General features: G+C 64.4%; 23 protein-coding genes and 1 riboswitch. Of the genes, 14 read left to right on the top strand and 9 right to left on the bottom strand.

All coding sequences use genetic code 11. From position 1 onward, the window contains the following. Positions 1 to 28: 28 nt before the first annotated feature. Genes CKW22_RS05420 through CKW22_RS05405 form a run of 4 tightly spaced genes read right to left on the bottom strand, consistent with a single transcriptional unit; the run spans position 29 to position 3,398 of the window. Positions 29 to 997 (bottom strand): hypothetical protein, encoded by a 969-nt coding sequence (locus CKW22_RS05420; RefSeq protein ID WP_033701848.1) that lies wholly within the window; start codon positions 995 to 997, stop codon positions 29 to 31. A gap of 37 nt (positions 998 to 1,034) precedes the next feature. Next, entirely contained in the window at positions 1,035 to 1,847 is an 813-nt protein-coding gene (locus tag CKW22_RS05415; protein WP_033701847.1) for an aldo/keto reductase, read from the bottom strand. Further along, complete coding sequence (locus tag CKW22_RS05410) at positions 1,844 to 3,019, bottom strand: FAD-binding oxidoreductase (protein WP_033701846.1); 1,176 nt, start codon at positions 3,017 to 3,019, stop codon at positions 1,844 to 1,846. The genes CKW22_RS05415 and CKW22_RS05410 overlap by 4 nt, the downstream gene beginning before the upstream one ends. Positions 3,020 to 3,065: 46 nt before the next feature. After that, positions 3,066 to 3,398 carry a multidrug efflux SMR transporter gene (locus CKW22_RS05405; protein ID WP_033701845.1) on the bottom strand — a complete coding sequence of 111 codons (333 nt, stop codon included), beginning with the start codon at positions 3,396 to 3,398 and terminating at the stop codon, positions 3,066 to 3,068. An 85-nt stretch (positions 3,399 to 3,483) separates the two neighbouring features. Between CKW22_RS05405 and CKW22_RS05400 the strand changes: the two genes are divergently transcribed. Both CKW22_RS05400 and waaA read left to right on the top strand, forming a co-directional pair. After that, positions 3,484 to 4,374 (top strand): LysR family transcriptional regulator, encoded by an 891-nt coding sequence (locus CKW22_RS05400; protein WP_033701844.1) that lies wholly within the window; start codon positions 3,484 to 3,486, stop codon positions 4,372 to 4,374. A gap of 11 nt (positions 4,375 to 4,385) precedes the next feature. After that, a complete protein-coding gene (waaA, locus tag CKW22_RS05395; protein WP_033701843.1) occupies positions 4,386 to 5,657 on the top strand; it encodes a lipid IV(A) 3-deoxy-D-manno-octulosonic acid transferase in 1,272 nt (423 codons plus the stop codon). 51 nt (positions 5,658 to 5,708) lie between these two features. On the opposite strand, the gene CKW22_RS05390 is transcribed toward waaA, so the two are convergent. Next, on the bottom strand, positions 5,709 to 7,142 hold the full coding sequence (locus CKW22_RS05390) for a TolC family outer membrane protein (protein ID WP_033701841.1): 1,434 nt from the start codon (positions 7,140 to 7,142) through the stop codon (positions 5,709 to 5,711). Positions 7,143 to 7,302: 160 nt separating this feature from the next. Continuing rightward, positions 7,303 to 7,408: riboswitch (TPP riboswitch) on the top strand. Between the two features lie 156 nt (positions 7,409 to 7,564). Between CKW22_RS05390 and thiC the strand changes: the two genes are divergently transcribed. Both thiC and cytX read left to right on the top strand, forming a co-directional pair. After that, positions 7,565 to 9,445, top strand: a complete 1,881-nt coding sequence (thiC, locus tag CKW22_RS05385; RefSeq protein WP_047582283.1) for a phosphomethylpyrimidine synthase ThiC — start codon at positions 7,565 to 7,567, stop codon at positions 9,443 to 9,445. Positions 9,446 to 9,621: 176 nt separating this feature from the next. Continuing rightward, complete coding sequence (cytX, locus tag CKW22_RS05380; RefSeq protein ID WP_047582285.1) at positions 9,622 to 10,905, top strand: putative hydroxymethylpyrimidine transporter CytX; 1,284 nt, start codon at positions 9,622 to 9,624, stop codon at positions 10,903 to 10,905. Here the strand turns inward: cytX and CKW22_RS05375 are convergent. Next, entirely contained in the window at positions 10,874 to 11,620 is a 747-nt protein-coding gene (locus CKW22_RS05375; RefSeq protein ID WP_033701838.1) for an RsiV family protein, read from the bottom strand. The two genes, cytX and CKW22_RS05375, sit on opposite strands and share 32 nt — an antisense overlap. A 185-nt stretch (positions 11,621 to 11,805) precedes the next feature. On the opposite strand from CKW22_RS05375, the gene CKW22_RS05370 reads away from it, so the two are divergent. From CKW22_RS05370 to CKW22_RS05330, 9 genes are all read left to right on the top strand, one after another. Further along, entirely contained in the window at positions 11,806 to 12,423 is a 618-nt protein-coding gene (locus CKW22_RS05370; protein WP_033701837.1) for an NUDIX domain-containing protein, read from the top strand. Then, complete coding sequence (locus CKW22_RS05365; RefSeq protein WP_027592506.1) at positions 12,414 to 12,866, top strand: DUF1249 domain-containing protein; 453 nt, start codon at positions 12,414 to 12,416, stop codon at positions 12,864 to 12,866. The genes CKW22_RS05370 and CKW22_RS05365 overlap by 10 nt, the downstream gene beginning before the upstream one ends. Before the next feature lie 85 nt (positions 12,867 to 12,951). Next, complete coding sequence (cpdA, locus tag CKW22_RS05360; protein WP_033701836.1) at positions 12,952 to 13,758, top strand: 3',5'-cyclic-AMP phosphodiesterase; 807 nt, start codon at positions 12,952 to 12,954, stop codon at positions 13,756 to 13,758. 151 nt (positions 13,759 to 13,909) lie between these two features. Beyond that, positions 13,910 to 14,518, top strand: coding sequence for a YqiA/YcfP family alpha/beta fold hydrolase (locus CKW22_RS05355; RefSeq protein WP_033701835.1), 609 nt, complete (start codon positions 13,910 to 13,912; stop codon positions 14,516 to 14,518). A 48-nt stretch (positions 14,519 to 14,566) separates the two neighbouring features. After that, entirely contained in the window at positions 14,567 to 16,471 is a 1,905-nt protein-coding gene (gene parE / locus CKW22_RS05350) for a DNA topoisomerase IV subunit B (RefSeq protein ID WP_033701834.1), read from the top strand. Beyond that, positions 16,468 to 17,454 carry an esterase-like activity of phytase family protein gene (locus CKW22_RS05345; RefSeq protein ID WP_047582290.1) on the top strand — a complete coding sequence of 329 codons (987 nt, stop codon included), beginning with the start codon at positions 16,468 to 16,470 and terminating at the stop codon, positions 17,452 to 17,454. The genes parE and CKW22_RS05345 overlap by 4 nt, the downstream gene beginning before the upstream one ends. After that, positions 17,451 to 17,969, top strand: a complete 519-nt coding sequence (locus CKW22_RS05340; protein ID WP_033701832.1) for a TIGR02281 family clan AA aspartic protease — start codon at positions 17,451 to 17,453, stop codon at positions 17,967 to 17,969. Before CKW22_RS05345 ends, CKW22_RS05340 begins: the two co-directional genes overlap by 4 nt. Before the next feature lie 10 nt (positions 17,970 to 17,979). Continuing rightward, positions 17,980 to 20,238 (top strand): DNA topoisomerase IV subunit A, encoded by a 2,259-nt coding sequence (gene parC / locus CKW22_RS05335; RefSeq protein ID WP_033701831.1) that lies wholly within the window; start codon positions 17,980 to 17,982, stop codon positions 20,236 to 20,238. A gap of 173 nt (positions 20,239 to 20,411) precedes the next feature. Beyond that, on the top strand, positions 20,412 to 21,122 hold the full coding sequence (locus CKW22_RS05330; protein WP_033701830.1) for a membrane integrity-associated transporter subunit PqiC: 711 nt from the start codon (positions 20,412 to 20,414) through the stop codon (positions 21,120 to 21,122). 241 nt (positions 21,123 to 21,363) lie between these two features. Here CKW22_RS05330 and CKW22_RS05325 read toward each other — a convergent pair whose 3' ends face one another. Then, positions 21,364 to 22,827, bottom strand: a complete 1,464-nt coding sequence (locus CKW22_RS05325; RefSeq protein ID WP_047582294.1) for an AhpA/YtjB family protein — start codon at positions 22,825 to 22,827, stop codon at positions 21,364 to 21,366. 135 nt (positions 22,828 to 22,962) lie between these two features. Here CKW22_RS05325 and serB point away from each other — a divergent pair, with 135 nt between their 5' ends. Next, a complete protein-coding gene (gene serB / locus CKW22_RS05320) occupies positions 22,963 to 24,177 on the top strand; it encodes a phosphoserine phosphatase SerB (protein WP_033701828.1) in 1,215 nt (404 codons plus the stop codon). 46 nt (positions 24,178 to 24,223) lie between these two features. Here serB and asd read toward each other — a convergent pair whose 3' ends face one another. Next, positions 24,224 to 25,087 (bottom strand): archaetidylserine decarboxylase, encoded by an 864-nt coding sequence (gene asd / locus CKW22_RS05315; protein WP_033701827.1) that lies wholly within the window; start codon positions 25,085 to 25,087, stop codon positions 24,224 to 24,226. 9 nt (positions 25,088 to 25,096) lie between these two features. After that, a complete protein-coding gene (locus tag CKW22_RS05310; protein WP_033701826.1) occupies positions 25,097 to 25,906 on the bottom strand; it encodes a rhodanese-like domain-containing protein in 810 nt (269 codons plus the stop codon). Between the last annotated feature and the right edge of the window lie 38 nt (positions 25,907 to 25,944).

Here is a 25,944-nt window from a genome sequence, read left to right as displayed (position 1 = left end):
TAACTGGGGCCGCGTTGCGGCCCCAGTGTTACTTGTGCAACGAAGTCCGCGCCTTGGCCAGCAATGCCCGCGCCTTGTCGCCAAACCGCTGCAGATGTGAAGCCCGCCCGGGCTTGGCCTCCACCAACCCTTGCTGCTTCACCCAATCCCGCCAGCGAATCCGCTCATCCCTGACCACCCAACCTTCTTGCCGGGCAAAGCTCTCGGCCAGGTACAGCCCGCGTGTGCTCGCCGGCACCAGCTCGTCCTTTTTCAGCGTGTAGAGTTCGGCCAACGGTTGCCCGTCCTTCAAGGGCATCAGGTACAGGTCCGGCCGTTTGCGATTGAGCCGGGCCACCAACTGGTCGCCTTCCAGGCGTTCATCGACATGGAACAGGCTGAGCTTCTTGGCGTCCCTGGGCACCTGCAGGCGCATGTCATAGATGAGCTGCAACGAGGCGGTCGGCAAATGCACATAGGCCCGTGGCCGTTCGAGCAGCATCAGGTTGGCGCAGTGCACCGGCCGTGCGGCACCAGACTCCGGCGTCAGCACAAACGGCAGCGCTTCGCGGTAGTGCAGAGCGGCGGCGTAGGGGGCCGGCAGCCAGGTGTCATTGAAACGCCCACCCAGCCAGCCTTCCGGGGTTTCCAGCAGGCATTCTTCGGCCACTTCCTGCACGGCGGTGTGCAGCGGCAAGTTGAGTTCTTGGGCGGGGACGTAGCCAGAAATCAGCTTCAGCACCACGTCGCCGCGGTCCTGGCGCCGCTGACGGACCAATACCCAGTAGTCACGGTTTTGCCAGTGCAGGGTCAGGCGTACCGAGACACCCAGGTTGGCAAGCTCGGCCACGAAGCGCTGCGTGTCGGGCAGCTGGATGGCACGGCGCCGCTGTTGGGTCTGGGCGAAGTTCAGCGGCATGCCGATGCTTTGGTAAACCAGGCCTTCGGCGGTGGCCTCGACATGCAGCGGCAGTGTCTTGAAGTTGCTCGGGTTCTTGCGGATCAGCGTTCGCGGCACGAGGTTCCTCCTCCTGTCGGACGCCCGCGAGGGCGGCTCAATGCTGGCCCAGAATTCGGGCGACGGTGGCCACGTTATGGGCCAGGTGCAACGGATTGATGGTGCCGACGATAGCACTGCTGACGCCCGGGTGGGAAAACAGCAGCTCGAAGCTGGCCTGCACCGGGTCGACCCCGGGTGCCAGGCAGATGTGCCCGCTGGCCAGGGCCTTCTTCACCAGGATCGCCTTGCCGTGTTCGGCAGCGTAGTCCAGCACCGGGCGTTCTGCCTGCTCGTTCAGGTTATAGGTGACCATGGCGCAGTCGCCCTGTTCCAAGGCCTTGAGACCACCTGCGACGGTCTTGCCCGACAGCCCGAAGCCAAGGATCTTGCCTTCTTGCTTAAGGGCCGCAAGTGTCTGGTAGACCTCCTGCTGCTCGAGGATCGCCAGGTCATTACCGTCGGAATGCACCAGCACCAGCTCGATGTGGTCGGTTTCCAGGCGGCGCAGGCTGCGCTCCACTGAGCGGCGGGTGTGGGCGGCGCTGAAGTCGAAGTGCGAGCTGCCGTTGTCGAACTCTTCACCGACCTTGCTGACGATCACCCACGCATCACGCTGGCCGCGCAGCAGCGGGCCAAGGCGCTCTTCACTGCGGCCATAGGCCGGCGCGGTGTCGATCAGGTTGATGCCCAGTTCGCGGGCCTGGGCCAGCAGCATGCGGGCTTCGTCATCATCGGGGATGGTGAAGCCGGTGGGGTATTTCACGCCTTGGTCGCGGCCAAGCTTGACCGTGCCCAGGCCCAGGGGCGAGACCTTGAGGCCGGTACTGCCCAGGGGGCGATGGAAGTCGTGCAGGGTCGGCAGGCTCATGGCAGCAGTCGCTCCCAGGCAGGCACGCCCAGCGCAGGGCGCGGCAGGCCACTGAGGTCGGCCTGGGCGCCTGGGCGGATGCCGTCGCGTTCAAACATGGCGATTACCCGGTCGCTGAAGTCCGGGGCCAGCGCCAGCTTGGTCGGCCAGCCCACCAGCAGGCGTTGCTGGTCGGCGATAAAGGCGTTGTCCGGGCGCACCAGGCCCGACTGCGCGGGCTCGGCGCGATCCACGCGCAGGGTTGCCCAGCGGACCTGACCTTGGTCGACCCAGGGCAGCAGGTTGGCGATTTCCTTTTGCGCCGCGGCAATCTGCGCGGCCGGCTCGCGGGCCACGCCATCGGCCTCGGCCAGGTCGCCGCCGAGGTACCAGACCCACTGGCCATCGGCCGCCGGGTGGGTGGTAATGGTGACCCGTGGCTTGGGCCCGCCGCCCAGGCAGTGCGCATACAGCGGCTTGAGGTTCGGCCCCTTGGCCATGACCATGTGCAAGGGGCGGCGCTGCATGGCCGGCTGGCTCAGGCCCAGCGCATGCAACAGGTCTTCGGTGCCGGCGCCGGCGCTGAGCACGATACGCTGCGCGCGGATTTCACGGTCGTCCACGCGCAAACCCACCAGCTCATCGCCGTCACGCAGGGGTTCGATGCGCTCGCCGGCGAGCAGGCTGTCGCCGGCCAGTTCGGCCAGGTTGGCCAGCAGGCTGGGCACGTCGATGACCAGTTCCGCCAGGCGATAGACCTTGCCCTTGAAGGCGCGGTCCTGCAGGGCCGGCGGCAGTTGCTCGCCCTTGACCTGATCGACCCGGCCGCGCACGGCCTTGCTGGCGAAGAAACTGGTGAGGTTGCCGGCCAGGGTGCCGGGGGACCACAGGTAGTGTGCCTCGGACAGCAGGCGGGTGTTGCCCAGCGGCAGTTCGCCATTGCCCGCCAAAGCCTCCCGCCAGCGCCGCGGCATGTCGGCGATGGCTTCCGAGGCGCCGGTCAGGGCGCCGTGCAGGGCGTACTTGGTGCCGCCGTGGATGATGCCCTGAGACTTGATGGTCTGCTCGCCACCGAGGCTGGCGCGCTCCACCAGCACGGTCGAAAAGCCCTGACGGCGCAACCGGGCATTGAGCCAGAGGCCTGCGACCCCGGCGCCGACGATCAGTACGTCAGTGGAAATGGCGGTTGGCATGGCGGTACCTCGAAGACTGGGACAGCTGGCAAGTATACAGCCCGTATCAATGCCCGGCAGTCTTCGAGAACAGCTGAATCACCACCACCCCACCGACGATCATCGCCATGCCCAGCATTGCCGGTACATCCAGCTTCTGCCCATAGATCACCAGTGCCGCCACGCTGATCAGCACAATGCCCAGCCCCGACCAGATGGCATAGGCGATCCCCACCGGAATGCTGCGCACCACCAGGGTCAGCATCCAGAACGCGATGCCGTAGCCGACCACCATCAGCAGCAACGGCAGAGGCGTGCTGAACCCCTTCACCGCTTTCATGGAGGCAGTGGCGATGACTTCGGCGCAGATGGCGATGGCAAGGTAGGTGTAGGCGTTCATGGCGGTTCTCCGGTGACTGGTCGGGCATTCTAGACGTTGCCTGGATGGGGTAAAGTCATTACCTATCACCCATGGAGATAGGTTGATGGCCGAACAGTGGAACCTCGAGCAACTACGCACCTTCGTGCGCGTTGTTGAACTGCGCTCGTTCTCCGCCGTTGCCCGTGAACAGCGCAAGGCCCAGTCGGCGGTGAGCAACGCCATCGCCCTGCTGGAGGCGGACCTGGGCGTAACCCTGTTCGAACGCAGCAGCGGCCGCCAGCCCAAGCTGACCGAAAACGGCACCGCGCTGCTGGAGGACGCCCGTGAATTGCTGCGCCAATGCGAGCGCCTGGACGGGCGCGCCTTGGCCCTGATGCGCGGGCAGGAAGCCCTGTTGCGGGTCGCCCAGGACGAGGCGATGCCTTATCAGCCCGTCATCGACAGCCTGGACGAGCTGGCCAGCCGCTACCCGTACCTGGATGTGCAACTGGCCAGCGCCGCCCAGGGTGATGTGGCGCGCAAGCTGGTGGAGCGGCGCGCCGACCTTGGCCTGTTTTTTCATCATGAAAGCATGCCGGCGTCGCTGGAGCGTCGTGCCCTGGGCAGTGTGGAAATGGTCACGGTGTGCGCGGTCGGCCATCCGCTCGCGCAGCAGGCAAGGGTCAGCCGCCAGCAGTTGGCACGCCACCGGCAGTTATTGATCACCCCGCAGCAGAGTGGCTACCCCGGCGGCGAAGCGATCAGCCCGCAGGTCTGGCGTGCCGACAGCTTCTACGCCATGGCTGAACTGCTGATGCGCGGCCTGGGTTGGGCCTGGCTGCCCCGGCATGTGGTGCAGTACCCCACCTACCAGGCGCAAATGGTCGAGCTTGCCAGCGAGTGGCGGCCGCCGGCGCTGGTCGTCGAGCTGGCCTGGCGCCGTGACGAGCCGTTGGGGCCGGCCGCGCAATGGCTGGCCGAGCGCTTTGCGGTGCACCTGCGCGCGATCGGGTAAACTTCGCCGCCATGAACAGAACTCTCTATACCTTGCTGTTTCACCTGGGCCTGCCACTGGTTGCGCTGCGCCTGTTCCTGCGGGCGCGCAAGGCACCGGCCTACGGCCAGCGCATCGGCGAGCGCTTCGCCTTCAACCTGCCGGCCATGCAGCGGGGCGGCATCTGGGTGCATGCCGTGTCGGTGGGTGAAAGCATCGCCGCCGCACCCATGGTGCGGGCGCTGCTCAAGGCCTACCCAGGCCTGCCGATCACGCTTACCTGCATGACCCCGACCGGTTCCGAACGCATTCGCGCCATGTTTGCCGACGAACCGCGCGTGCAGCATTGCTACCTGCCCTACGACCTGCCATGGGCCGCCGGGCGTTTTCTCGACCATGTGCAGCCGAAGCTGGGCATCATCATGGAAACCGAGTTGTGGCCTAACCACATCCACCAGTGTGCCAAGCGGGGCATCCCGGTGGCGCTGGCCAATGCCCGGTTGTCCGAGCGCTCCGCCCGTGGTTATGCGCGTTTCGCCAAGCTGACCCGGCCGATGCTCGCCGAGATGAGCCTGATCGCGGTGCAAACCGACACCGAAGCGCAGCGCTTTCGCAACCTGGGCGCGCTGCCTGCGTGTGTGCAGGTGACCGGTTCGATCAAGTTCGACCTGAAGGTCGATGACCAACTGCTGCCGCGCGCCAGGGCGCTGCGCGAGCAATGGGGCGCAAGCCAGCGCCCGGTGTGGATCGCCGCCAGCACCCATGAAGGTGAGGATGCCTTGATCCTGCAGGCCCATCGGGCGTTGCTGCAGGTGCACGGCGATGCCCTGCTGATACTGGTGCCGCGCCACCCTGAGCGGTTCAATTCGGTGCATGCCCTGTGTGCCGAGCAGTTCGCCACCGTGCGCCGTTCAACCGGTGCCGCAGTCGATAACCAGACCCGCGTACTGCTCGGCGATACCATGGGCGAGTTGCTGTTCCTCTATGCACTGGCCGACATCGCCTTCGTCGGCGGCAGCCTGGTCGCCACTGGCGGGCACAACCCGCTGGAACCGGCAGCGCTGGCATTGCCGGTGATCATGGGGCCACATGTGTTCAACTTCCTTGAAATCAGCGCGATGCTGAAGGCAGCCGGGGCGTTGCAGCAGGTCGAGGATGTCGAAGGGCTGGCCGAGGCGGTACGGCGGCTGATCGAATTGCCGCAGGATCGTCAGCGCATGGGCGAGGCGGGCAGGGCGGTGATGCAGGCCAATCAGGGGGCCTTGCAGCGGTTGCTGGATGGGCTGGGTGCGCTTATTCGCTGATTCTGGTTCTGGCTTCCTCGCGGTTTTACCCGCGAAGAAGCCCTACCCATCTCAAGGCCTGCGTTCGAAGTTCTTCGCTGCAGCTGCCGCCAGGTCTGGTGGCAGGAAGTCCTTGTCCGGGTTGTAGTCCGGTTTCAGATACCGCCCCAGGTCCTGCAGGTCTTGCGGGCTCAGGGTGCCGGCCGCTTGCTTGAGGCTCAGGTTGTCGAGAATGTAGTCATAGCGGCTGTTGTTGTAGTCACGCACCGAGGTGTACAGCTGGCGTTGGGCGTCGAGCACGTCGACGATGTTGCGGGTACCGACCTGGTAGCCGATTTCGGTGGCTTCCAGCGCGCTCTGGTTGGAAATGATCGACTGCTTGCGCGCCTGCACCTGTTCCACATCGGTATTCACCGCACGGTGCAGGTTGCGCGTGTTCTCTACCACCTGGCGGCGCAGGCTTTCGCGCTGTTGCTCGCTCTGGCTCAGGCGCTGGTAGGCCTCGCGCACTTGCGAACTGGTCAGGCCGCCGCTGTAGATCGGAATATTCAGCTGCAGGCCGATGCTGGTCTGCTCGACGTCGCCGCTGTAACGCACGCCCAGTTGCGAAGGGTTGGTGAAGCCGAGGCTGTCGTTGTCACCCTTTTGGTACTTGGCCACCGCATCCAGGGTCGGGGCATGGCCGGCCTTGCGCTGGCGCAGGGTTTCTTCAGCGGCGTTGACGGCGTAGTTGGTCGCCAGCAGGTTGAGGTTCTGCCGCCCGGCGGTCTCGACCCAGGCTTTGGCATCGTTGGGCGTGGGCACCTGAATCGGCAGGGTGTGGACAACGCCCTGGATCGACGCGTACTCGCGGTTGGTCAGGGTCACCAGGGCTTCGAAGGCATCCTGTACCTGGCGCTCGGCGATGATCCGGTTGGCGCGGGCGGTGTCGTAGCTGGCCTGGGACTGCAAGACGTCGGTCTTGTCGGAAAGGCCCACGTCGAAACGCTCGTTGGACTGGTCGAGCTGGCGCTTGAAGGCTGATTCTTCAGCCTTGGTCGCGGCCAGGTTGTCCTGGGCGCGCAGCACCGCAAAATAGTTTTGCGCCGTCTGTAGAATGAGGTTCTGCTCGGTGGCCGACAGCTCAAGCGCTGCCTGCTCGTTGACCGCCTCGGCGGCCTGCAACTGGAACCAGCGGTCGGCACGGAACACCGGCTGCGCCAGGGTCGCACTCCAGGCGTTGCCGCTGCGGTTGGAAGTCATCGACGGTTCGTCGAGCTTGGTACGGGTGTTCAACATTTCGGCACCGGCCGACAGGTTCGGCAGCAGGCCGGCGCGGGCCTGCGGTACCACCTCGCGGCGGGCGCCATAATCGGCGCGGGCCGCTGCAAGGTCGGCGTTGTTGTCGACCGCCTCCTGGTAGACGCTGACCAGGTCGGTCTTCACCGTCATGGGCACATCCGCTGCCCAGACCACTCCGTTGGACGCACAAGACACGGCTATCGCCAGTGAGAGTTTGCGCAGCATAGAGGCAATCCTTGTACGAAAATTAATTACTGAACTGTTGAGTATCGAGCGATGGGCCAGTGTAGTGCCATGCGCCCCCGGCAACAATCGCCCAGTGCGCCTTTCATCATCCCCGCATTTACCCGCTTGGCTTTGCCGGCCACTCCAGTCTAGACTGCGCATGTTCTTGTCGGGGTGCCTTGTTGCAAAGGCTGAGATCGGAAGTTCCGGATCCCGTTGAACCTGATCAGGTTAGCGCCTGCGTAGGGAACAAGATTGCTCGCTTTCCCGGTGAGCCTCTTGTGCCAGGTCCGGGATTGTCGCCGCTGTAAAAAGCGCAAGGCACCCCCATGTCCGGCACTGCATCCATCTCTGGGTGCGTCCGCGTCTTTCAGGTTCTCCCCGACATTCCATCCGCTAGGAAGCTGTCTGGAGAGCCCGTGATGAGCAAACAAGAAAAAACGATCAACCTCAGCGAATCGGCACAAGTCGATCAGCAGTCCGTGCAACCGTTCCCCCGTTCGCGCAAGGTCTATGTCGAGGGCTCTCGCCCGGACATCCGCGTGCCCATGCGCGAAATCAGCCTGCACGACACCCCGACCGACTTCGGCGGCGAAACCAATGCCCCGGTGCTGGTCTACGACACTTCCGGCCCGTACACCGACCCTGACGTCATCATCGACGTGCGCAAGGGCCTGGCCGACGTCCGTTCGGCCTGGATCGACGCCCGCGGCGACACCGAACGCCTCGGTGGCCTGACCTCGAACTTCGGCCAACAGCGCCTGAACGATGCAGAGCTGGCCAAGCTGCGCTTCAACCACGTGCGCAACCCGCGCCGCGCCAAGGCTGGCGTCAACGTCTCGCAGATGCACTACGCCCGCCAGGGCATCATCACCGCCGAGATGGAATACGTGGCCATCCGCGAGAACATGAAGCTGCAGGAAGCCCGCGCTGCCGGCCTGCTCGACGAGCAGCACGCCGGCCACAGCTTCGGCGCCAACATCCCGAAAGAAATCACCCCCGAATTCGTCCGCGAAGAAATCGCCCGCGGCCGCGCGATCATCCCGGCCAACATCAACCACACCGAGCTGGAACCGATGATCATCGGCCGCAACTTCCTGGTGAAGATCAACGGCAACATCGGCAACAGTGCGCTGGGGTCCTCGATCGAGGAAGAAGTGGCCAAGTTGACCTGGGGCATTCGCTGGGGCTCGGACACGGTCATGGACCTGTCCACCGGCAAGCACATTCACGAAACTCGCGAGTGGATCATCCGTAACTCGCCGGTGCCGATCGGTACCGTGCCGATCTACCAAGCCCTGGAGAAAGTCGGCGGCGTCGCCGAAGACCTGACCTGGGAGCTGTTCCGCGACACCCTGATCGAGCAGGCCGAGCAGGGCGTGGACTACTTCACCATCCATGCCGGCGTGCTGCTGCGGTATGTACCGCTGACCGCCAAGCGCGTCACCGGCATCGTCAGCCGGGGTGGCTCGATCATGGCCAAGTGGTGCCTGGCGCATCATCAGGAAAACTTCCTGTACACCCACTTCGATGAAATCTGCGAAATCATGAAGGCCTACGACGTCAGCTTCTCGCTGGGCGACGGCCTGCGCCCGGGCTCGATTGCCGACGCCAACGACGCTGCACAGTTCGGTGAGCTGGAAACCCTAGGCGAACTGACCAAGATCGCCTGGAAGCACGACGTGCAGTGCATGATCGAAGGCCCAGGCCACGTGCCGATGCAGTTGATCAAGGAGAACATGGACAAGCAGCTGGAATGCTGCGACGAGGCGCCGTTCTACACCCTCGGCCCGCTGACCACCGACATTGCGCCGGGTTACGACCACATCACCTCGGGTATCGGCGCGGCGATGATCGGCTGGTTCGGTTGCGCCATGCTCTGCTACGTGACGCCCAAGGAGCACCTGGGCCTGCCGAACAAGGACGACGTCAAGACCGGCATCATCACCTACAAGATCGCCGCCCATGCCGCCGACCTTGCCAAGGGCCACCCGGGCGCGCAGATTCGTGACAACGCCTTGTCCAAGGCGCGTTTCGAGTTCCGTTGGGAAGACCAGTTCAACCTTGGCCTGGACCCAGACACCGCTCGCGCGTACCACGACGAAACCCTGCCCAAGGAGTCGGCCAAGGTCGCGCACTTCTGTTCGATGTGCGGGCCGAAGTTCTGCTCGATGAAGATCACCCAGGAAGTGCGTGAATACGCCGCCAAGATCGAAACCGTGGACGTGACGGTTGCAGATGGCATGCGTGAGCAGGCCGAGCGGTTCCGCCAGGAAGGCAGCCAGCTGTACAAAAAAGTCTGACTGCAAAACTGCCCTCTGTAGGAGCGGCCTTGCGTCGCGAAAAGGGGCGCGAAGCGGCCCCGGCACGATCAGCGGCGAAGCTGAAACCGGGGGGCCGCTTCGCGCCCCTTTCGCGACGCAAGGCCGCTCCTACAGCGACCGTGTTCAACCACCTTTAATGCCGAGTGTCTGCAAGCATGACCACCCCCAGCCAATTCTCCCCCGACCACCCGGTCCCCACCCAGCAACGCATCTTTGGCGCACGTGACCTGTTCGCGCTGTGGTTCTCCCTCGGCATCGGCCTGATGGTGCTGCAGGTCGGCGCCATGCTGGCACCAGGCCTGGGCCTTGCCGGCGCGGTACTGGCCATCGCGCTGGGCACCGGTGTGGGTGTGCTGTTGCTAGGGGCTGCCGGGGTTATCGGCAGCGACACCGGCCTGTCCGCCATGGGCACCCTGCGCCTGAGCCTGGGCAGCCATGGCGCGCGTTTGCCGGCACTGCTCAACCTGCTGCAACTGGTCGGTTGGGGCGCCTTCGAGATCATCGTCATGCGCGATGCCGCCAGCCTGCTGGGCGCGCGGGCGTTCGGTGAAGACAGTGCCTGGAACAGTCCGGTGCTGTGGACCCTGTGCTTCGGTGCGCTGGCCACTGTGTTGGCAGTCAGCGGGCCACTGGCTTTCGTGCGCAAGGTGCTGCGCGCCTGGGGTATCTGGTTGTTGATGGGCGCTTGCCTGTGGCTGACCTGGAACCTGTTTGCCAAGGCCGACCTGGCTGAGCTGTGGAGCCGCGCCGGGGATGGCTCTATGTCGCTGGCGGTGGGTTTTGACATCGTCATCGCCATGCCGCTGTCCTGGTTGCCGTTGATCGCCGACTACTCGCGCTTCGCCCGCAATGGCAAGCATGTGTTCGGCGGCACGGTAGTTGGGTACTTTATCGGCAACACCTGGCTGATGAGCCTGGGCGTGGCCTACACCCTGGCCTTTGCCGCCAGCGGCGAAGTCAATGCCCTGCTGCTGGCCCTGGCTGGCGCCGGCATGGGTATTCCGCTGCTGCTCATTCTGCTGGACGAGTCGGAAAAGGCCTTCGCCGACATCCATTCGGCAGCGGTTTCAACCGGTGTGCTTTTGCCACTGAAGGTCGAGCACCTGGCGCTGGCCATCGGCGTGCTGTGCACCCTGATCGCCCTGCTGGCGCCGCTGGCCCAGTACGAAAACTTCCTGCTGCTGATCGGTTCGGTGTTCGCACCGCTGTTCGGCGTGGTGCTGATGGACCACTACGTGATCCGCCGCCGGCGCTTGCCGGCGCAGGTCGATGGCTTGCACTGGCAGGCGTTGCTGGCCTGGGCCGCGGGGGTGGCGGCTTATCATCTGATCGCCGCGCAAGCGCCGGACCTGGGTGCGACCCTGCCAGCGCTGGTGCTGGCAGGTGTGCTGCATGCGCTACTGAGCTTCAGCCGCGGCCGGGAAACAGCTCAGGCTTGATCACGCCGTTCAGGCGCGGGTAGGGGATCTTCAGCTCGACGTGGCCCATGGAGTAGGGCGCGATGGCATAGACCTCATACTTGACCACCACCGCGCCGTACGTCAGGGCGACGTGCGGCGACTTCTTGAAGGGCCAGGTCTTGATAAATTCGGCGTCCTTGTCCATGCCCACGCTGATCATCCACGCGCGGTGCGACTCTTCGACGGTTTTCCAGAAGGTCTCTTCCTGGCCTGGCACCAGCATGTCCTGCAGGGTCAGGACTTTGTCCAGTTTGCGCGAATAGTTGATGAAGCCACGCCCCGGCATGCCGTGGGCACCCCCGCTGTCCAGGTAGCTGGACAGTTCGATGATCACCAGTCCGTCATGCTGCTCGCGTACCTTGGCCTGCAGGTAGCTGCTGTTGCGCTTGTCGGCGCTGGCCAGGTACTGCTGCTCGTACGCCTGCAAGGTGGTTGGCGCGGCGCCACGCTGGTTGTCTTCGGTCAGTTGCAGCAGGCGCTGTTCGACGATGCCGTCGAGCTTGGGCAGGGCCGGGAAGTGAATGGTGTCGATGTTCACCAGGGGGCAGTCGCTTTCGCTGCAGCCGGGTTTGACGTGCTCCCAGGCGTCACGCTTGACCTCGAGCGGTGCCCGGTAATTAGGCGTGAACAGGCTCTGGCAGGCACCCAGGGCCAGTGCCAGCACGGCCACGGAAGTCAGTTTGACAAGTGTCATGATGATCCTTGCAGAACAGGGAAAAGTCGGCCTTTGACCGTCGGCGCGGCCTTCAGTTCGCCACTAAGCTAACAGACAGAAGGCGCGCTGTCCCGAGTGCGCGAACGGTTGCTGGAAACGGATGAAAGAGGCCGGCAGGCGGAGTAGGATGGCGCGAAGCGGTAAATGAGGTAACGAGGATTTCTATGTCAGACACGCTCAATTCAGTCCCCAAGGCGGTCGAGATCGTCAAGCGGGCCAACTGCTTCCAGGGCTTCTACAAGCTCGACAAGGTGCACCTGCGCCACGAACTGTTTGCCGGGGGCATGGGCCGCGAGATCAGCCGCGAACTGTTCGTGCGTCATGATGCGGTCTGTGTGCTGCCTTATGACCCGCTACGCGATGAAGTGGTGTTGATCGAGCAGTTTCGTGTCGGCGCGCTCGACAAGGTCGCCAACCCGTGGCTGATCGAGATGGTCGCCGGGCTGATCGACAAGGACGAGCAGCCTGAAGAGGTTGCACACCGCGAGGCAGAAGAAGAGGCCGGTTTGACCTTCAGCGCCTTGTGGCCGATGACCCGCTACTTCCCGTCGCCCGGTGGCAGTGACGAATACGTCCATCTGTTCCTTGGGCGTTGCACCAGCGAGGGCGCGGGCGGCCTGCATGGCCTGGAAGAAGAGGGCGAGGACATCCGCGTGCGCGTCTGGTCGTTCGAAGATGCCTTGCAGGCGGTGCGTGACGGCCGTATCTGCAACGCTGCGACGATCATTGGCCTGCAATGGCTGGCGCTCAACAGAGACGAAGTTCGAGGTATGTGGAAGTGAACCTGCTGCGCGAGCGATATCGGGTCGACCTGGTCGGGCTGCAAGCAGCCTGCGAGGCCAACTACGCCCGCTTGATGCGCTTGTTGCCTGACATGCGCACCACCCAGAGCTCGCGTCGTATCGGCATGACCCAAGGCGATCAGATGCTCGGTGTGCTGGTGCTCGATGTGGTGCTGGCCTGCCCGTATACCACCACGCTGCACGTGCGCCAGGAGCACAGCTTGCCGTGGCTGCCAGTGCCGCACCTGGAGGTTCAGGTGTACCACGATGCGCGCATGGCCGAGGTTGTCAGTGCCGAGCACGCGCGGCGCCTGCGCAGTATCTACCCGTACCCCAATGCAGGCATGCACCAGCCCGATGAAAAGGCGCAGCTCAACCTGTTCCTCGGCGAGTGGCTGAGCCACTGCCTGGCCTGTGGTCACGAATTGGCAAGCGTTCGCTGAAATGTGATGTGCGTCGGCTTCGGGTGTTTGCTCGCACCCGTTGCACAGCCATAATTCGTGCTGAATCCGTTCGAGGAGACGGCCGTTGCCGCACCTAGACCCAACCCGCCCCGTGCATGTGGTGCAACTCACCGATGCCCATTTGTTCGCCGACCCGGCCGGCACCCTGCTGGGTCTCAATACCCGGGACAGCCTGCGCCATGTGGTTGCCCAGGTGCAGCGCGAGCAACCGGCCATCGACCTGCTGCTGTGCACGGGGGACCTTTCCCAGGACGCCAGCGTGGCGTCGTATGAAGCGTTCCGCGAGTTGACCGCAGGGTTTGGCGTGGCGACGCGCTGGTTGCCGGGTAACCATGACGAAGCCAGGGTGATGGCCGACATCGCGCAAGGCACGGACCTGGTGCAAGCGGTTACCGATATCGGTGGCTGGCGCATCGTGATGCTCGATTCTGCGGTGGCCGGCGCGACCCATGGCCTGCTCGAAGAGGCTCAGCTGAGCCTGCTTGAGGGTGCATTGAAGACAGCGGGCGAGCGCCATTGCCTGGTGTGCTTCCATCATCAGCCGGTGGACATCGGCTGCGCCTGGATCGCCCCGATCGGCCTGCGCAATGCCCAGGCGCTGTTCGGCATCGTTGAACGTTATCCACAGGTGCGCGGGCTGCTTTGGGGGCATGTCCACCAGCCGTGGGATGAAATGCGCGAGGGGTTGCGCTTGCTGGCCACGCCGTCTACCTGCATTCAGTTCGCGGCGCACAGCGAGGACTTCAAGGTGAGCGAGGAACAGCCGGGCTATCGCTGGCTGCGTCTGCACGCCGACGGGCGGTTGGAGACTGGTGTAGAGCGGGCGCGGGACTTCGACGTGAAGCTGGACTTCGACAGCCCGGGGTATTGACGACCTTGGGGCTGCTGCGCAGCGGCCCTTCAGGTTGCCGAAGAAATTGTTGCGAAAACCCCGCCGCTGCGTCAAAACCCGGCGAACGCGCTACACTGCGCGTCCCTGCGCCTGCCAGATTGGGCGCGAAGCCACAGATTCCGGGGGCAGCATGTCGGGTTCCATCCTCTATATCCATGGCTTCAACAGCTCGCCGCTGTCGAAGAAGGCGCGCCAGCTCGAGGCCGTCATGCAGCAGCTGGGGTTGTCCGAGCGATTGCGCGTACCGGCCTTGCACCATCACCCGCGCCAGGCCATTGCCCAACTGCAAGGCGCTATTGCCGAGTTGGGCGCGCCCCTGCTGGTCGGCAGTTCGCTCGGCGGCTACTATGCCACCTATCTGGCCGAGCGCCATGGCCTCAAGGCCCTGCTGATCAACCCGGCAGTGGCACCGCATCGGTTGTTCGATGGCTACCTCGGCACCCAGCGCAACCTTTACACCGATGAGGCCTGGGAGCTGACTCACGATCACGTGCAGGCCCTGGCCGAGCTGGAAGTGCCCGCCCCCGTGGATGCCAACCGCTATCAAGTGTGGTTGCAGACCGCCGATGAAACCCTGGACTATCGCCACGCCGAGCGCTATTACCGTGCTTGTGCCCTGCGTATCCAGGCCGGTGGCGACCACAGCTTCCAGGGCTTCGTCGAGCACTTGCCGGCGATGCTGGCCTTCGCCGGTGTTGCCCCGAGTTTGTATGCGGCGCTCGACTTTTCTGTGCTCTGACTTTTGTACTCTGACCTTTTGCATTCACCTGACTGACGACGAGACCCCATGGCCAATCCCAGCGCTAGCGCCTATAACGCAGACGCCATCGAAGTCCTCTCGGGCCTTGATCCGGTCCGCAAGCGACCGGGCATGTACACCGATACCAGCCGACCGAACCACTTGGCCCAGGAGGTCATCGACAACAGCGTCGACGAAGCCCTGGCCGGTCACGCCCGTTCGGTGCAGGTCATCCTCCACGCCGACCACTCGCTGGAAGTCAGCGACGACGGCCGCGGCATGCCGGTGGACATTCACCCGGAAGAAGGCGTGTCCGGGGTCGAGCTGATCCTTACCAAGCTGCACGCGGGCGGCAAGTTCTCCAACAAGAACTACCAGTTCTCCGGCGGCCTGCACGGCGTCGGTATTTCGGTGGTCAACGCCCTGTCGACCCAGGTGCGCGTGCGCGTCAAGCGTGACGGCAACGAGTACCAGATGACCTTCGCCGATGGTTTCAAGGCCAGTGAACTGGAAGTGGTCGGCTCGGTCGGCAAGCGCAATACCGGCACCAGCGTGTACTTCAGCCCCGACCCGAAGTATTTCGATTCGCCTAAATTCTCCATCAGCCGCCTCAAGCATGTGCTCAAGGCCAAGGCCGTTCTGTGCCCGGGCCTGCTGGTCAGCTTCGAGGACAAGGGCAGCGGCGAGAAGGTCGAGTGGCACTACGAGGACGGCCTGCGTTCCTACCTGGTCGACTCGGTCAGCGAGTACCTGCGCCTGCCGGACGAGCCGTTCTGCGGCAGCCTGGCTGGCAACAAGGAAGCCGTGGACTGGGCCTTGCTGTGGCTGCCCGAGGGCGGTGACAGCGTTCAGGAAAGCTACGTCAACCTGATCCCCACCGCCCAGGGCGGCACCCACGTCAACGGCCTGCGCCAGGGCCTGCTGGACGCCATGCGCGAGTTCTGCGAATTCCGTAACCTGCTGCCGCGCGGCGTCAAGCTGGCGCCGGAAGACGTCTGGGAGCGCATCACCTTCGTGCTTTCGATGAAGATGCAGGAGCCGCAGTTCTCCGGGCAGACCAAAGAGCGCCTGTCGTCCCGGGAGGCGGCCGCGTTTGTTTCTGGTGTGGTCAAGGACGCCTTCAGCCTGTGGCTCAACGCACACCCCGAGCTGGGCATGCAGTTGGCTGAACTGGCCATCAGCAACGCCGGCCGTCGCCTCAAGGCCAGCAAGAAGGTCGAACGCAAACGCATCACCCAGGGCCCGGCGCTGCCAGGCAAGCTGGCGGATTGCGCAGGCCAGGACCCGATGCGCGCCGAGCTGTTCCTGGTCGAGGGTGACTCGGCCGGTGGCTCGGCCAAGCAGGCGCGGGACAAAGAGTTCCAGGCGATCCTGCCGCTGCGCGGCAAGATCCTCAACACCTGGGAAGTGGACGGCGGTGAAGTCCTGGCCAGCCAGGAGGTGCACAACATTGCCGTGGCCATCGGCGTCGACCCCGGCGCCGCCGACCTGTCGCAACTGCGCTATGGCAAGATCTGCATCCTCGCCGACGCCGACTCCGACGGCTTGCACATCGCCACCTTGCTGTGCGCGCTGTTCGTTCAGCACTTCCGCCCCCTGGTGGAGGCCGGTCATGTCTACGTGGCCATGCCGCCGCTCTACCGCATCGACCTGGGCAAGGAAATCTACTACGCCCTCGACGAAGCCGAGCGTGATGGCATCCTCGACCGCCTGGTGGCCGAGAAGAAGCGCGGCAAGCCGCAAGTCACGCGCTTCAAAGGGCTGGGCGAGATGAACCCGCCACAGCTGCGCGAAACCACCATGGACCCGAATACCCGGCGCCTGGTGCAGCTGACCCTGGAAGACGTCGAGGCCACCTGCGAGCTGATGGACAAGCTGCTGGCCAAGAAGCGTGCCGGTGATCGCAAGAGCTGGCTGGAAACCAAAGGCAACCTGGCCGAGGTCATGGTTTGATTCGGCTGCTACTTGCCGCTTGCCTTGCACTGTTTGCCTTGCCGAGTTTGGCGGGCAACTGGCCGCAGTTGAAGATGGCCGCCGAGCACCCGATCGAGGGTATGCGCGGCGGCAACCTGTCTGGCCTGGCCCAGTGCCGAGGTGCGCTATGGGGCGTTTCCGACCGTGACGACGACCGCGTTTACCGGTTCGATCAACAAAATGCCGTGTGGCGTGCCCAACCGCTGACCTTCATCCCTGCGCCGGTACCGGAGAGCGGTTTGCCGTGGGGGCTGAAGTCGCGCAACTGGGCGGCGTCCTATGTCCGCGGTGGTGAGCTGGACTTCGAAGGCATCACCTGTGACCAGGCCGGTAACCTTTACCTGGTCAGTGAGGCCCACGCTGCTGTCTTGCAGGTCCCCGTCGAAGGCGAGCCGGACTGGTTGAAGATCGACCCGGCCATGGTACGACAGGCCCGGGCCAGCGGCATGCTGCTGAACTTCAATGCCTTGTTCGAAGGCTTGGCGATCAACCCGGCGGGCGACCGCATCTGGCTTGCCGCCGAGCGCGAGCGCCGGGGGCTGGTGGCGATCGAGCGCCAGCAATCGGTGTGGACGTGCGGGCGCAGTTGCGTGCTGCTGAGCGAGGCCGGGGTCGAGATGCAACCGCCGCAGATGCCCAACGCGCGCGCGCTGTCGCGTGACTTCGCCGACCTGGCCTGGTTCGAGGGCAAGCTGTTTACCCTTGAGCGTAACGCCTACCGCATCTGTCGCCGCGACGCCGACAGCGGCAAGGTCGAGCGTTGCTGGTCGTTTGCCGCCGATGCGCTGGTGGATGCTCGCCGCTATGATCAGCCGTTCGGCCTGGCAGAAGCCCTGGTGATCGACGCCAAAGGCGCCTGGATTGGCCTGGACAACAACAATGGCCGCCGCGCCGATGGCGAGGTGCGGCCGATTGTCTGGCGCTTCGAAGCGCCAGAGGGCGGTTGGAGCGCCAAACCATGAGCCAGGCACCGGGCAAGCGTGCTGGCAAGGTACTGATGATCGTCGCCTGGGCGGCGGCGCTGTTCCTTGCCACGCGCTTTTTCGGTCAATGGGAAGATAGCCAGCGCAACCCCAATGCCCATGTGCGTTCCGAGCACGGCGAAGGCTTTATCGAGGTGCGCCTGCTGAGCAATGGCCAGGGGCATTTTGTGGTGAATGGCGCGATCAATGGCCAGGCGGTGCATTTCATGCTCGACACCGGGGCCACCGACGTGGCGATCCCCGAGGCCCTGGCCAGCGAGCTGGACCTGGCGCGAGGCAGCCCGGTGCTGCTCAGCACCGCAAATGGCCGCACCGAAGGCTACCGCACCCGCTTGAATACCCTGCAACTGGGCGATATCCGTTTACAGGGCGTGCGTGCAACCGTGGTGCCAGGCCTGGACGGCCAGACCGTGCTGCTGGGCATGAGCGCCCTGAAACAACTTGAATTTACCCAGCGCGGCGGCACCATGCTGTTGCGCCAGAACCTGAAATGACGAGGCCCGCATGAGCGACCCACTGGAACTCAGCCTCGACGGCGTCGAACGCCGCTCGCTGGCTGACTTCACCGAACAGGCCTACCTCAACTACTCCATGTACGTGATCATGGACCGGGCCCTGCCGCACATCGGCGACGGCCTGAAGCCGGTGCAGCGACGCATCATCTACGCCATGAGCGAGTTGGGGCTCGATGCCGATGCCAAGCACAAGAAGTCGGCGCGTACCGTCGGTGACGTGCTCGGCAAGTTCCACCCCCACGGCGACTCGGCCTGCTACGAAGCCATGGTGTTGATGGCGCAGCCGTTCAGCTACCGCTACACCCTGGTCGATGGCCAGGGCAACTGGGGTGCACCGGACGATCCGAAGTCGTTCGCTGCCATGCGTTACACCGAGGCGCGCCTGTCGCGCTACGCCGAAGTGTTGCTCAACGAAGTGGGCCAGGGCACCGTGGACTGGGTGCCGAACTTCGACGGCACCCTGCAGGAGCCCGCAGTACTGCCGGCGCGCCTGCCCAACATCCTGCTCAACGGCACCACCGGCATCGCCGTGGGCATGGCCACCGACGTGCCGCCGCACAACCTGCGTGAAGTGGCCAGTGCCTGCGTGCGCCTGCTGGACGAGCCCAAGGCTACCATCGAGCAGTTGTGCGAGCATATCCAGGGCCCGGACTACCCGACCGAAGCCGAAATCATCACGCCCCGCGCCGAGATCCTGAAGATCTACGAAAGCGGCCGCGGCTCGATCCGCATGCGTGCCGTTTATCGCGTCGAAGATGGCGACGTGGTGGTCACCGCACTGCCGCATCAGGTCTCCGGGGCCAAGGTGCTGGAGCAGATCGCCGCACAGATGCAGGCCAAGAAGCTGCCGATGGTGGCCGACCTGCGTGACGAGTCGGACCACGAGAACCCGTGCCGTATCGTCATCATCCCGCGCTCCAACCGGGTGGATGCCGACGAGCTGATGCAGCACCTGTTCGCCACCACCGACCTGGAAAGCAGCTACCGGGTCAACGTCAACATCATCGGCCTGGACGGCCGGCCGCAGTTGAAGAACCTGCGGGCACTGTTGCTGGAGTGGCTGGAGTTTCGTACCAACACCGTCCGGCGCCGCCTGCAGCACCGCCTGGACAAGGTGCAGAGGCGCCTGCACCTGCTCGAAGGCTTGCTGACTGCCTTCCTCAACCTGGATGAAGTGATTCATATCATCCGCACCGAGGAGCATCCCAAGCAGGCGCTGATCGAGCGTTTCGAGCTGACCGAAATCCAGGCTGACTACATCCTCGAGACCCGCCTGCGACAGCTGGCGCGCCTTGAAGAGATGAAAATTCGCGGCGAGCAGGACGAGCTGCTCAAGGAGCAGGCCAAGCTGCAGGCCCTGCTCGGCAGCGACGCCAAGCTGCGCAAGCTGGTGCGCAGCGAGCTGATCAAGGACGCCGAAACCTACGGCGACGACCGCCGCTCGCCGATCGTCGAGCGTGCAGAAGCCAAGGCGCTGTCGGAAAACGAGCTGATGCCGACCGAGCCGGTCACCGTTGTGCTGTCGGAAAAGGGCTGGGTGCGCTGCGCCAAGGGCCACGACATCGACGCCACCGGCCTTTCGTACAAAGCTGGCGATGGCTTCAAGGCCGCAGCCGCCGGGCGCTCCAACCAGTTTGCCGTATTGATCGACTCCACCGGCCGCAGTTACTCGGTGGCCGCGCATACCTTGCCGTCTGCGCGGGGGCAGGGCGAGCCGCTGACGGGCCGCCTGGCGCCGCCACCTGGGGCGACCTTCGAGTGCGTGCTGCTACCTGAGGACGATGCGCTGTATGTGGTGGCGTCGGATGCCGGTTACGGCTTCGTGGTCAAGGGCGAAGACCTGCAGGCCAAGAACAAGGCCGGCAAAGGCCTGCTCAGCCTGCCCAACGGCGCCAAGGTCATGACCCCGCGCCCGGTGGCCAACCGCGAGCAGGACTGGCTGGCGGCGGTCACCACCGAGGGCCGGCTGCTGGTGTTCAAGGTCAGCGACTTGCCACAGTTGGGCAAAGGCAAGGGCAACAAGATCATCGGCGTGCCTGGTGATCGGGTGGCCAGTCGTGAAGAATTTGTCACCGACCTTGCGGTAATCCCTGAAGGCGCAACCCTTGTATTGCAAGCCGGCAAGCGTACGCTATCGCTGAAAGCGGACGATCTGGAGCACTACAAGGGCGAACGGGGCCGGCGCGGCAGCAAGCTGCCACGCGGCTTCCAGCGCGTCGATGGGTTGCAGGTGGAAGGCCCGGCGTAAGCTGCTGAAATGTCTGGAACGGCAATTTCAGGGCCGTTCCGGGCAGAAATGCTGGAGTCGGACAGCTATTTCGCGGATGATATGGCCCTTGCGGTGCCGGCGTGGCCGTGTGCCCGATTGAATCTACATGAGTATCACTGCGGTCTGCCTGTGGCGACCGCCTGGATGGGATGATGAAACTTCTGCGCCTTCCATTTGCGCTGTTGATGACGGGCCTTCTGGGGCTGGGCGGATGCAGCATGCATCAGCCTGTGGCCTTGTACCAGCTCGACAGCGGTGATCCTGGCCAGCCGTCGCAAAGCGCGGGCATGGCCGTGGTGCTGGGCCCGGTATCGGTTGCCGATTACCTGCAACGCGAGACGTTCCTGCAGCGTCAGGCCGATGGCAGCCTGAGTTCGGCGACCGACGGTCGTTGGGCCGGCAGCCTCTCGTCGGACATTGACCAGTTGCTGGTTCGCCAGCTGGCCTGGCGCCTGGACAGCCAGCGCGTGGTGCTGGCCCCGGCGACCACCGGTTTCAGCCCGGACGTGCAAGTGTTGCTGTCGATTACCCGCCTGGACTCGGGCAAGGACCAACCGGCGATTCTGGACGCCCAATGGCGCCTGCTCGACCGTCGTGGCCATGTGCGTGACAACCGCATCGTTCACCTTGAGCAGCAGCATGAGGGCAGCGAAGCGTCGCAGGTGCAGGCTCAAGGGCAACTGCTGCAAAAGCTGGCCGAACAGCTGAGCACGGCGGTCAAGCCGCTGGCCAATCAGCCAGCCATTGCCGAAGAGGCGCCGAAGAAGCCCGCTGCGCCGGTACAGGTCAAGAAGGCACCCGAGAAGTCCAAGATCCCGATGGCTTCGCCGATTCGTACCGATATGGAAGTCTATCGGTTCTGATGGTTCCGCCTGATACAAAAAAGCCCGCATCGATGCGGGCTTTTTTGTATCAGCTGCGCGGGCCTTTGTAGGAGCGGCCTTGCGTCGCGAAAAGGGCTGCGCAGCGGCCCCAGATTTCAGCGTCGACGCCACTATTGCTGGGGCCGCTGCGCGCCCCTTTCGCGACGCAAGGCCGCTCCTACAAGGGCCACTGCGTAGTCCTTTCCGACCGGTCCGGCGCCCCGGCAAGGCGGCCTTTGTGTCAGGCCCGACGCTCGTGCATCCGCGCCAATTGCCGCTCCAGCATCGACGGATACGGCTCCATCAACCGCTCTACACAGCAAGCGCCTTCCGGGCTGGCAATCGGGCGGATCCGCGCGCGTTGACGGATCAGCGCGTCATCACTGATCTGGCGCTCCACCAGCAGCAGGTTACGGCTGTGCTGCGACAGCGCCAGGGCATCCTGGGCTTTTTCGGCCATCAGCAGGTCAACCAGCTCCAACCCTTGCAGGTCATTACCCAGCGCCAGGCCCAGCTGCAGTTGCAGGGTAATGCCGCTGTCGGCCACTTCGATCTGCAAGGCATGGCCCAGCGCACGCAGTAACTCGCCACAGCAGATCGCGTTGGTCAGGTAGTCCTCGCCACAGTCGCGGCTGTGGAACAGCACCAGGGTGCTGCCGTCGTTGAGCGTGTGGGTTTCACCCTCATACAGCGAAGCGGCCTGTTCCAGGCAGTCGCGGTAGCGCTCGAGCAATTCGGTCAGGCGCGTGCGCGGCAGGCGGCGCAGTTGCTCCTGGGAGCCGAGCTGAACGGCCAGTACGGCGCTGTTCTGCGGCTCGTCCGAATCGTATGGCACAGGCTTGGGCGCGCTTTCGTCGTTGTCCAGCAGCCCGGCAAAGGCATCGTCGTCCTCTTCGTCAACCTGGGCGACAACCTTGGCGCGCGGCGCAGTCTTAGGGGCCGGCGCGTGATCGTGCAGGTCGTCGAAGTCGTCTTCGTCGTCCTCTTCTTCCGGCTCTGGCTCAGGTGGCGGCGGCGGCGCCAGGCGAGTATGCAGCTGGCGGGCAATATCGCCGATCTCGTCCTGGCGGTCGGTGGCCGGCGTATAGGGCTGCGGGTCGCGCAGCCACACCCGCAACTGCAGCAGCGGTGTGGTGATATGGCGTGCCTGGCGCAGGCTCAGGCTCAGCGCCAGGGCCAGCAGGATGGCGGCGAGGATGCCCATGCTCTGCAGGCTGATCAGCATCGGCTGCTGGAACTGGCTCATGTCCAGGCTGATGCGCAGTTGCCCGGCCGTGACGTCCTGGAAGGTGATCTTGGTCTGGTACAGGCCTTCGGCTTCACCCAGCAGGCTATTGCGCGGACGCTGGCCAGCCTCGGCGAGGATGCGGTTATCCACGCTGTAGATGGCCGCATGGGCCACCAGCGGGTTTTTCACCAGGTTGCCCAGCAGCACGTTGAGGCTGAGGATGTCGTTGGACACCAACAGCTCGGTGGCCGACGTGGCCGTCTGCGTGGTCAGGCTCTGGCCGAGCGCGTCGGCCTGCTCGTGCATGGCCTGCTTGAACTGCAGGCCCATCACACAGGCATAGATGACCAGTGCCAGTGCCACCAGGAATATGTTGGTGCAGGCGATGCGTAGCGCCAGAGGGACGCGACGTTGACTCAGGGCACGATAGATCATCAGGAAGAAGTTGTCTGGCTTGACGGGGGTGGGCCGGTTCACAGCGCTCGGCTCTTAATGGCATAAAAGTGTTGGGCAGTATAGCGACACCGGTTTTGTCGGCAAAGCATCGTTCGCGCCCGATGGTCACTGAAAATCGGTAGAATGCGCATTTTTCATCGAAGTCGGAGTCCGGTCTTGCGCGAAATCGTCCTGATCAACATCACAGGTGAAGACCGTCCAGGTCTCACTGCGGCCATCACTGGCGTCCTGCTGCAGGGCGGTGTGAGCATTCTCGACATCGGCCTGGCGGTCATGCACGGCACGTTGTCGTTCGGCATTCTGGTCGATATCCCGGACAACGAAGTGGCCACTCGCCTGCTGCAAAGCGTGCAGGCCAAGGCCCACGAACTGAATCTGCAGGCCCGTTACACGCCGATTTCCGAGGCGGATTACCAGCATTGGGCCGATGGCCACGGTGAGGCGCGTCATATCGTCACCCTGCTCAGCCGCAAGATCACCCCTGAGCAGTTGCAGCGCGTCAGTGCGGTCATCAGCCAGTACGGCCTGACCATCGAGCGCATCGAACGGCTGTCTGCCCGCGTGGGGCTGGATGCCGAGACCGAGAAGGGCAAGGCGGCCATCGAGATCTCCGTGCGCGGCGTGCCGAGCGATGCTCAGGCGTTGCGCGCAGACTTCTTCGCCCTGGCAGAAGCCTTGAGTGTCGACATCGCTTTCCAGAAGGACGACTTGTTCCGTCGCAACCGCCGCCTGGCGGTATTCGACATGGACTCGACCCTGATCGAGGCCGAAGTCATCGACGAGCTGGCCAAGGCCGCTGGCGTTGGCGAGCAGGTGGCAGCGATCACCGAGCGGGCGATGCGTGGCGAGCTGGACTTCCGCGCCAGCTTCAAGGAGCGCATGGCGTTGCTCAAAGGCCTGGATGTAGGGGTGCTGGATGAGATCGGTGCGTCGCTGCGCCTGACCGAAGGTGCCGAGAACCTGTTCGCCGAGCTCAAGCGCCTGGGTTACAAGACTGCGATCCTGTCCGGTGGCTTCACGTACTTCGCCAAGCAGGTGCAGGCGCGCCTGGGTATCGACTATGTGTTCGCCAATGAGCTGGAAGTGGTCGACGGCAAGGTGACCGGCGTTGCCGTGGAGCCGATTGTCGATGCTCAGCGCAAGGCTGAACTGCTGCAGCAACTGGCCAGCGAAGAGGGCTTGCAACTGGACCAGACCATCGCCGTGGGGGATGGCGCCAACGACCTGCCAATGTTGTCGCTGGCCGGCCTGGGCGTGGCCTTCCGCGCCAAGCCGCTGGTGCGTCAATCGGCCAAGCAGGCGATTTCCACCCTGGGGCTGGATGGGGTGCTGTACCTGTTGGGCCTGCGCGATCGCGACGCGCGCGGTTGATCTGAACGACCGGGGCTGCACAGCAGCCCCAGCTTCTACAAGGCGATCAAGCCTGCGCAGGCGCTGCCAACTGCTGGCCCATGCGCACTGCCGACCCAGCACCCAGGCTTTCAGCCCACTTCACCTGCTCTGGCCCGAACAGCACGATGGCGGTCGAGCCCAGTTTGAAGCGGCCCAGCTCGGCACCTTTTTCCAGGTGGATCGGCGCACGGCTGGCTTCGTCGTAACGGAAGGTCTTCAACTCACGCTTGGGCGGCGTTACCAGGCCGGCCCAGACCGTCTCGATCGAAGCAACGATCATCGCACCTACCAGCACCACGGCCATCGGGCCGCGTTCGGTGTCGAACAGGCAGACGACGCGCTCGTTACGGGCAAACAGCTCAGGCACGTTTTCGGCCGTGGTCTGGTTCACCGAGAACAGGCGGCCCGGTACGTACACCATCTCGCGCAGGGTGCCGGCCAGCGGCATGTGCACGCGGTGGTAATCCTTCGGCGACAGGTAAATGGTGGCGAATTCGCCGCCCATGAACGGCGCGGCCAGGGCCGGGTCGCCACCCAGCAGCTCCAGGGCGCTGTAGCCGTGGCCCTTGGCCTGGAAGATGCGGCCGTGCTCGATCGGGCCAAGCTGGCTGACAGCACCGTCGGCTGGGCACAGGATGGCGCCGGGGGTTTCGTCCAGCGGACGGGCGCCGGGCTTCAAGGCACGGGTGAAGAACGCGTTGAAGTGTTCGTAAGCGCTCAAGTCCTCGACCAGGGCCTCGGACATGTTCACCTGGTAGCGCTTGGCAAACCAGGCGGTGAAGGCGTTTTTGAACCAGCGTGCACGGCACTCGGCAATGCAGCCGGCCAGCCGCGACAGCAGGTGGTGCGGCAGCAGGTACTGGCTGATGATGAACAAACGGGATTTCATGCAGGTTCCTTAAACTTCAACAGGCGTGTCCGGGTGGTTGCCCCATTCGCTCCACGAGCCAGCGTAGGCCTTGACGCGTGGGTAACCGAGGGCTTTGGCCACCAGGTAGGTGAAACCGGAGCGGCGGTGGCTCTGACAATGGGTGATCACTTCCTTGTCGGGCGTGATGCCCAGCTTTTGCAGGACTTCGGCGATGTCGTTGCGGATGCGCAAGTGGTCGTTGAGGTCCATGCCGGCCGTCCACTCGAAGTTGACCGCGCCGGGGATGTGGCCGCCTTTGGCTGCCAGCACCTTCTCGCCGCTGTACTCCAGCGGGCCGCGGGCGTCCCAGATGACCAGGTCATCGGCGCCCAGGCGGCTTTGCAGGTACTCGCGGGTGGCCGTTGGCTCACTGTGCACCTGCAGGCGCACGGTGGCATTGCCGCTGGCCGGCACGTCGGTGGAGAGCGTGTCCGCCGGCCAGGCCTGAATGCCGCCATTGAGGTAGTGGTAGGCCTTGTGGCCGATCACGTCGAGCAACCAGATGAAGCGCCCGGCCCAGCCGCCGCCTTCATCGTCATAGACCACGTAGACGGCATCGTCGCGATGACCGAGCTCGCTGAACAGTTTTTCCAGGTCGGCCAGTGCCGGCAGCAGGCCCGGCGCTGGTGGCAGGCCCAGCTGAGTGCGCTTGCCTTCGACGAAGCGGGCGCCGGGGACGTGCCCGCTGACATAACGGTTCGCGCTGCTCAAGTCGACCAGGATCAAGTGCGGCGAACCCAGGCGCGGCAAGAGATCCGCGGCTTCGATCACCAGGGGCAGGCCGGAAAAGTCAGTCATCCACGGTCTCCAGTGTGGAAAGAGGGGCGATTGTAGCG

Origin of the sequence: Pseudomonas sp. Irchel s3f19, assembly GCF_900187555.1 — a bacterium.
In the GTDB taxonomy this organism is placed as follows: domain Bacteria; phylum Pseudomonadota; class Gammaproteobacteria; order Pseudomonadales; family Pseudomonadaceae; genus Aquipseudomonas; species Aquipseudomonas capeferrum.
The sequence above is the reverse complement of the archived record's forward strand: the minus strand, read 5'-3'. Positions and strand labels throughout refer to the sequence as shown.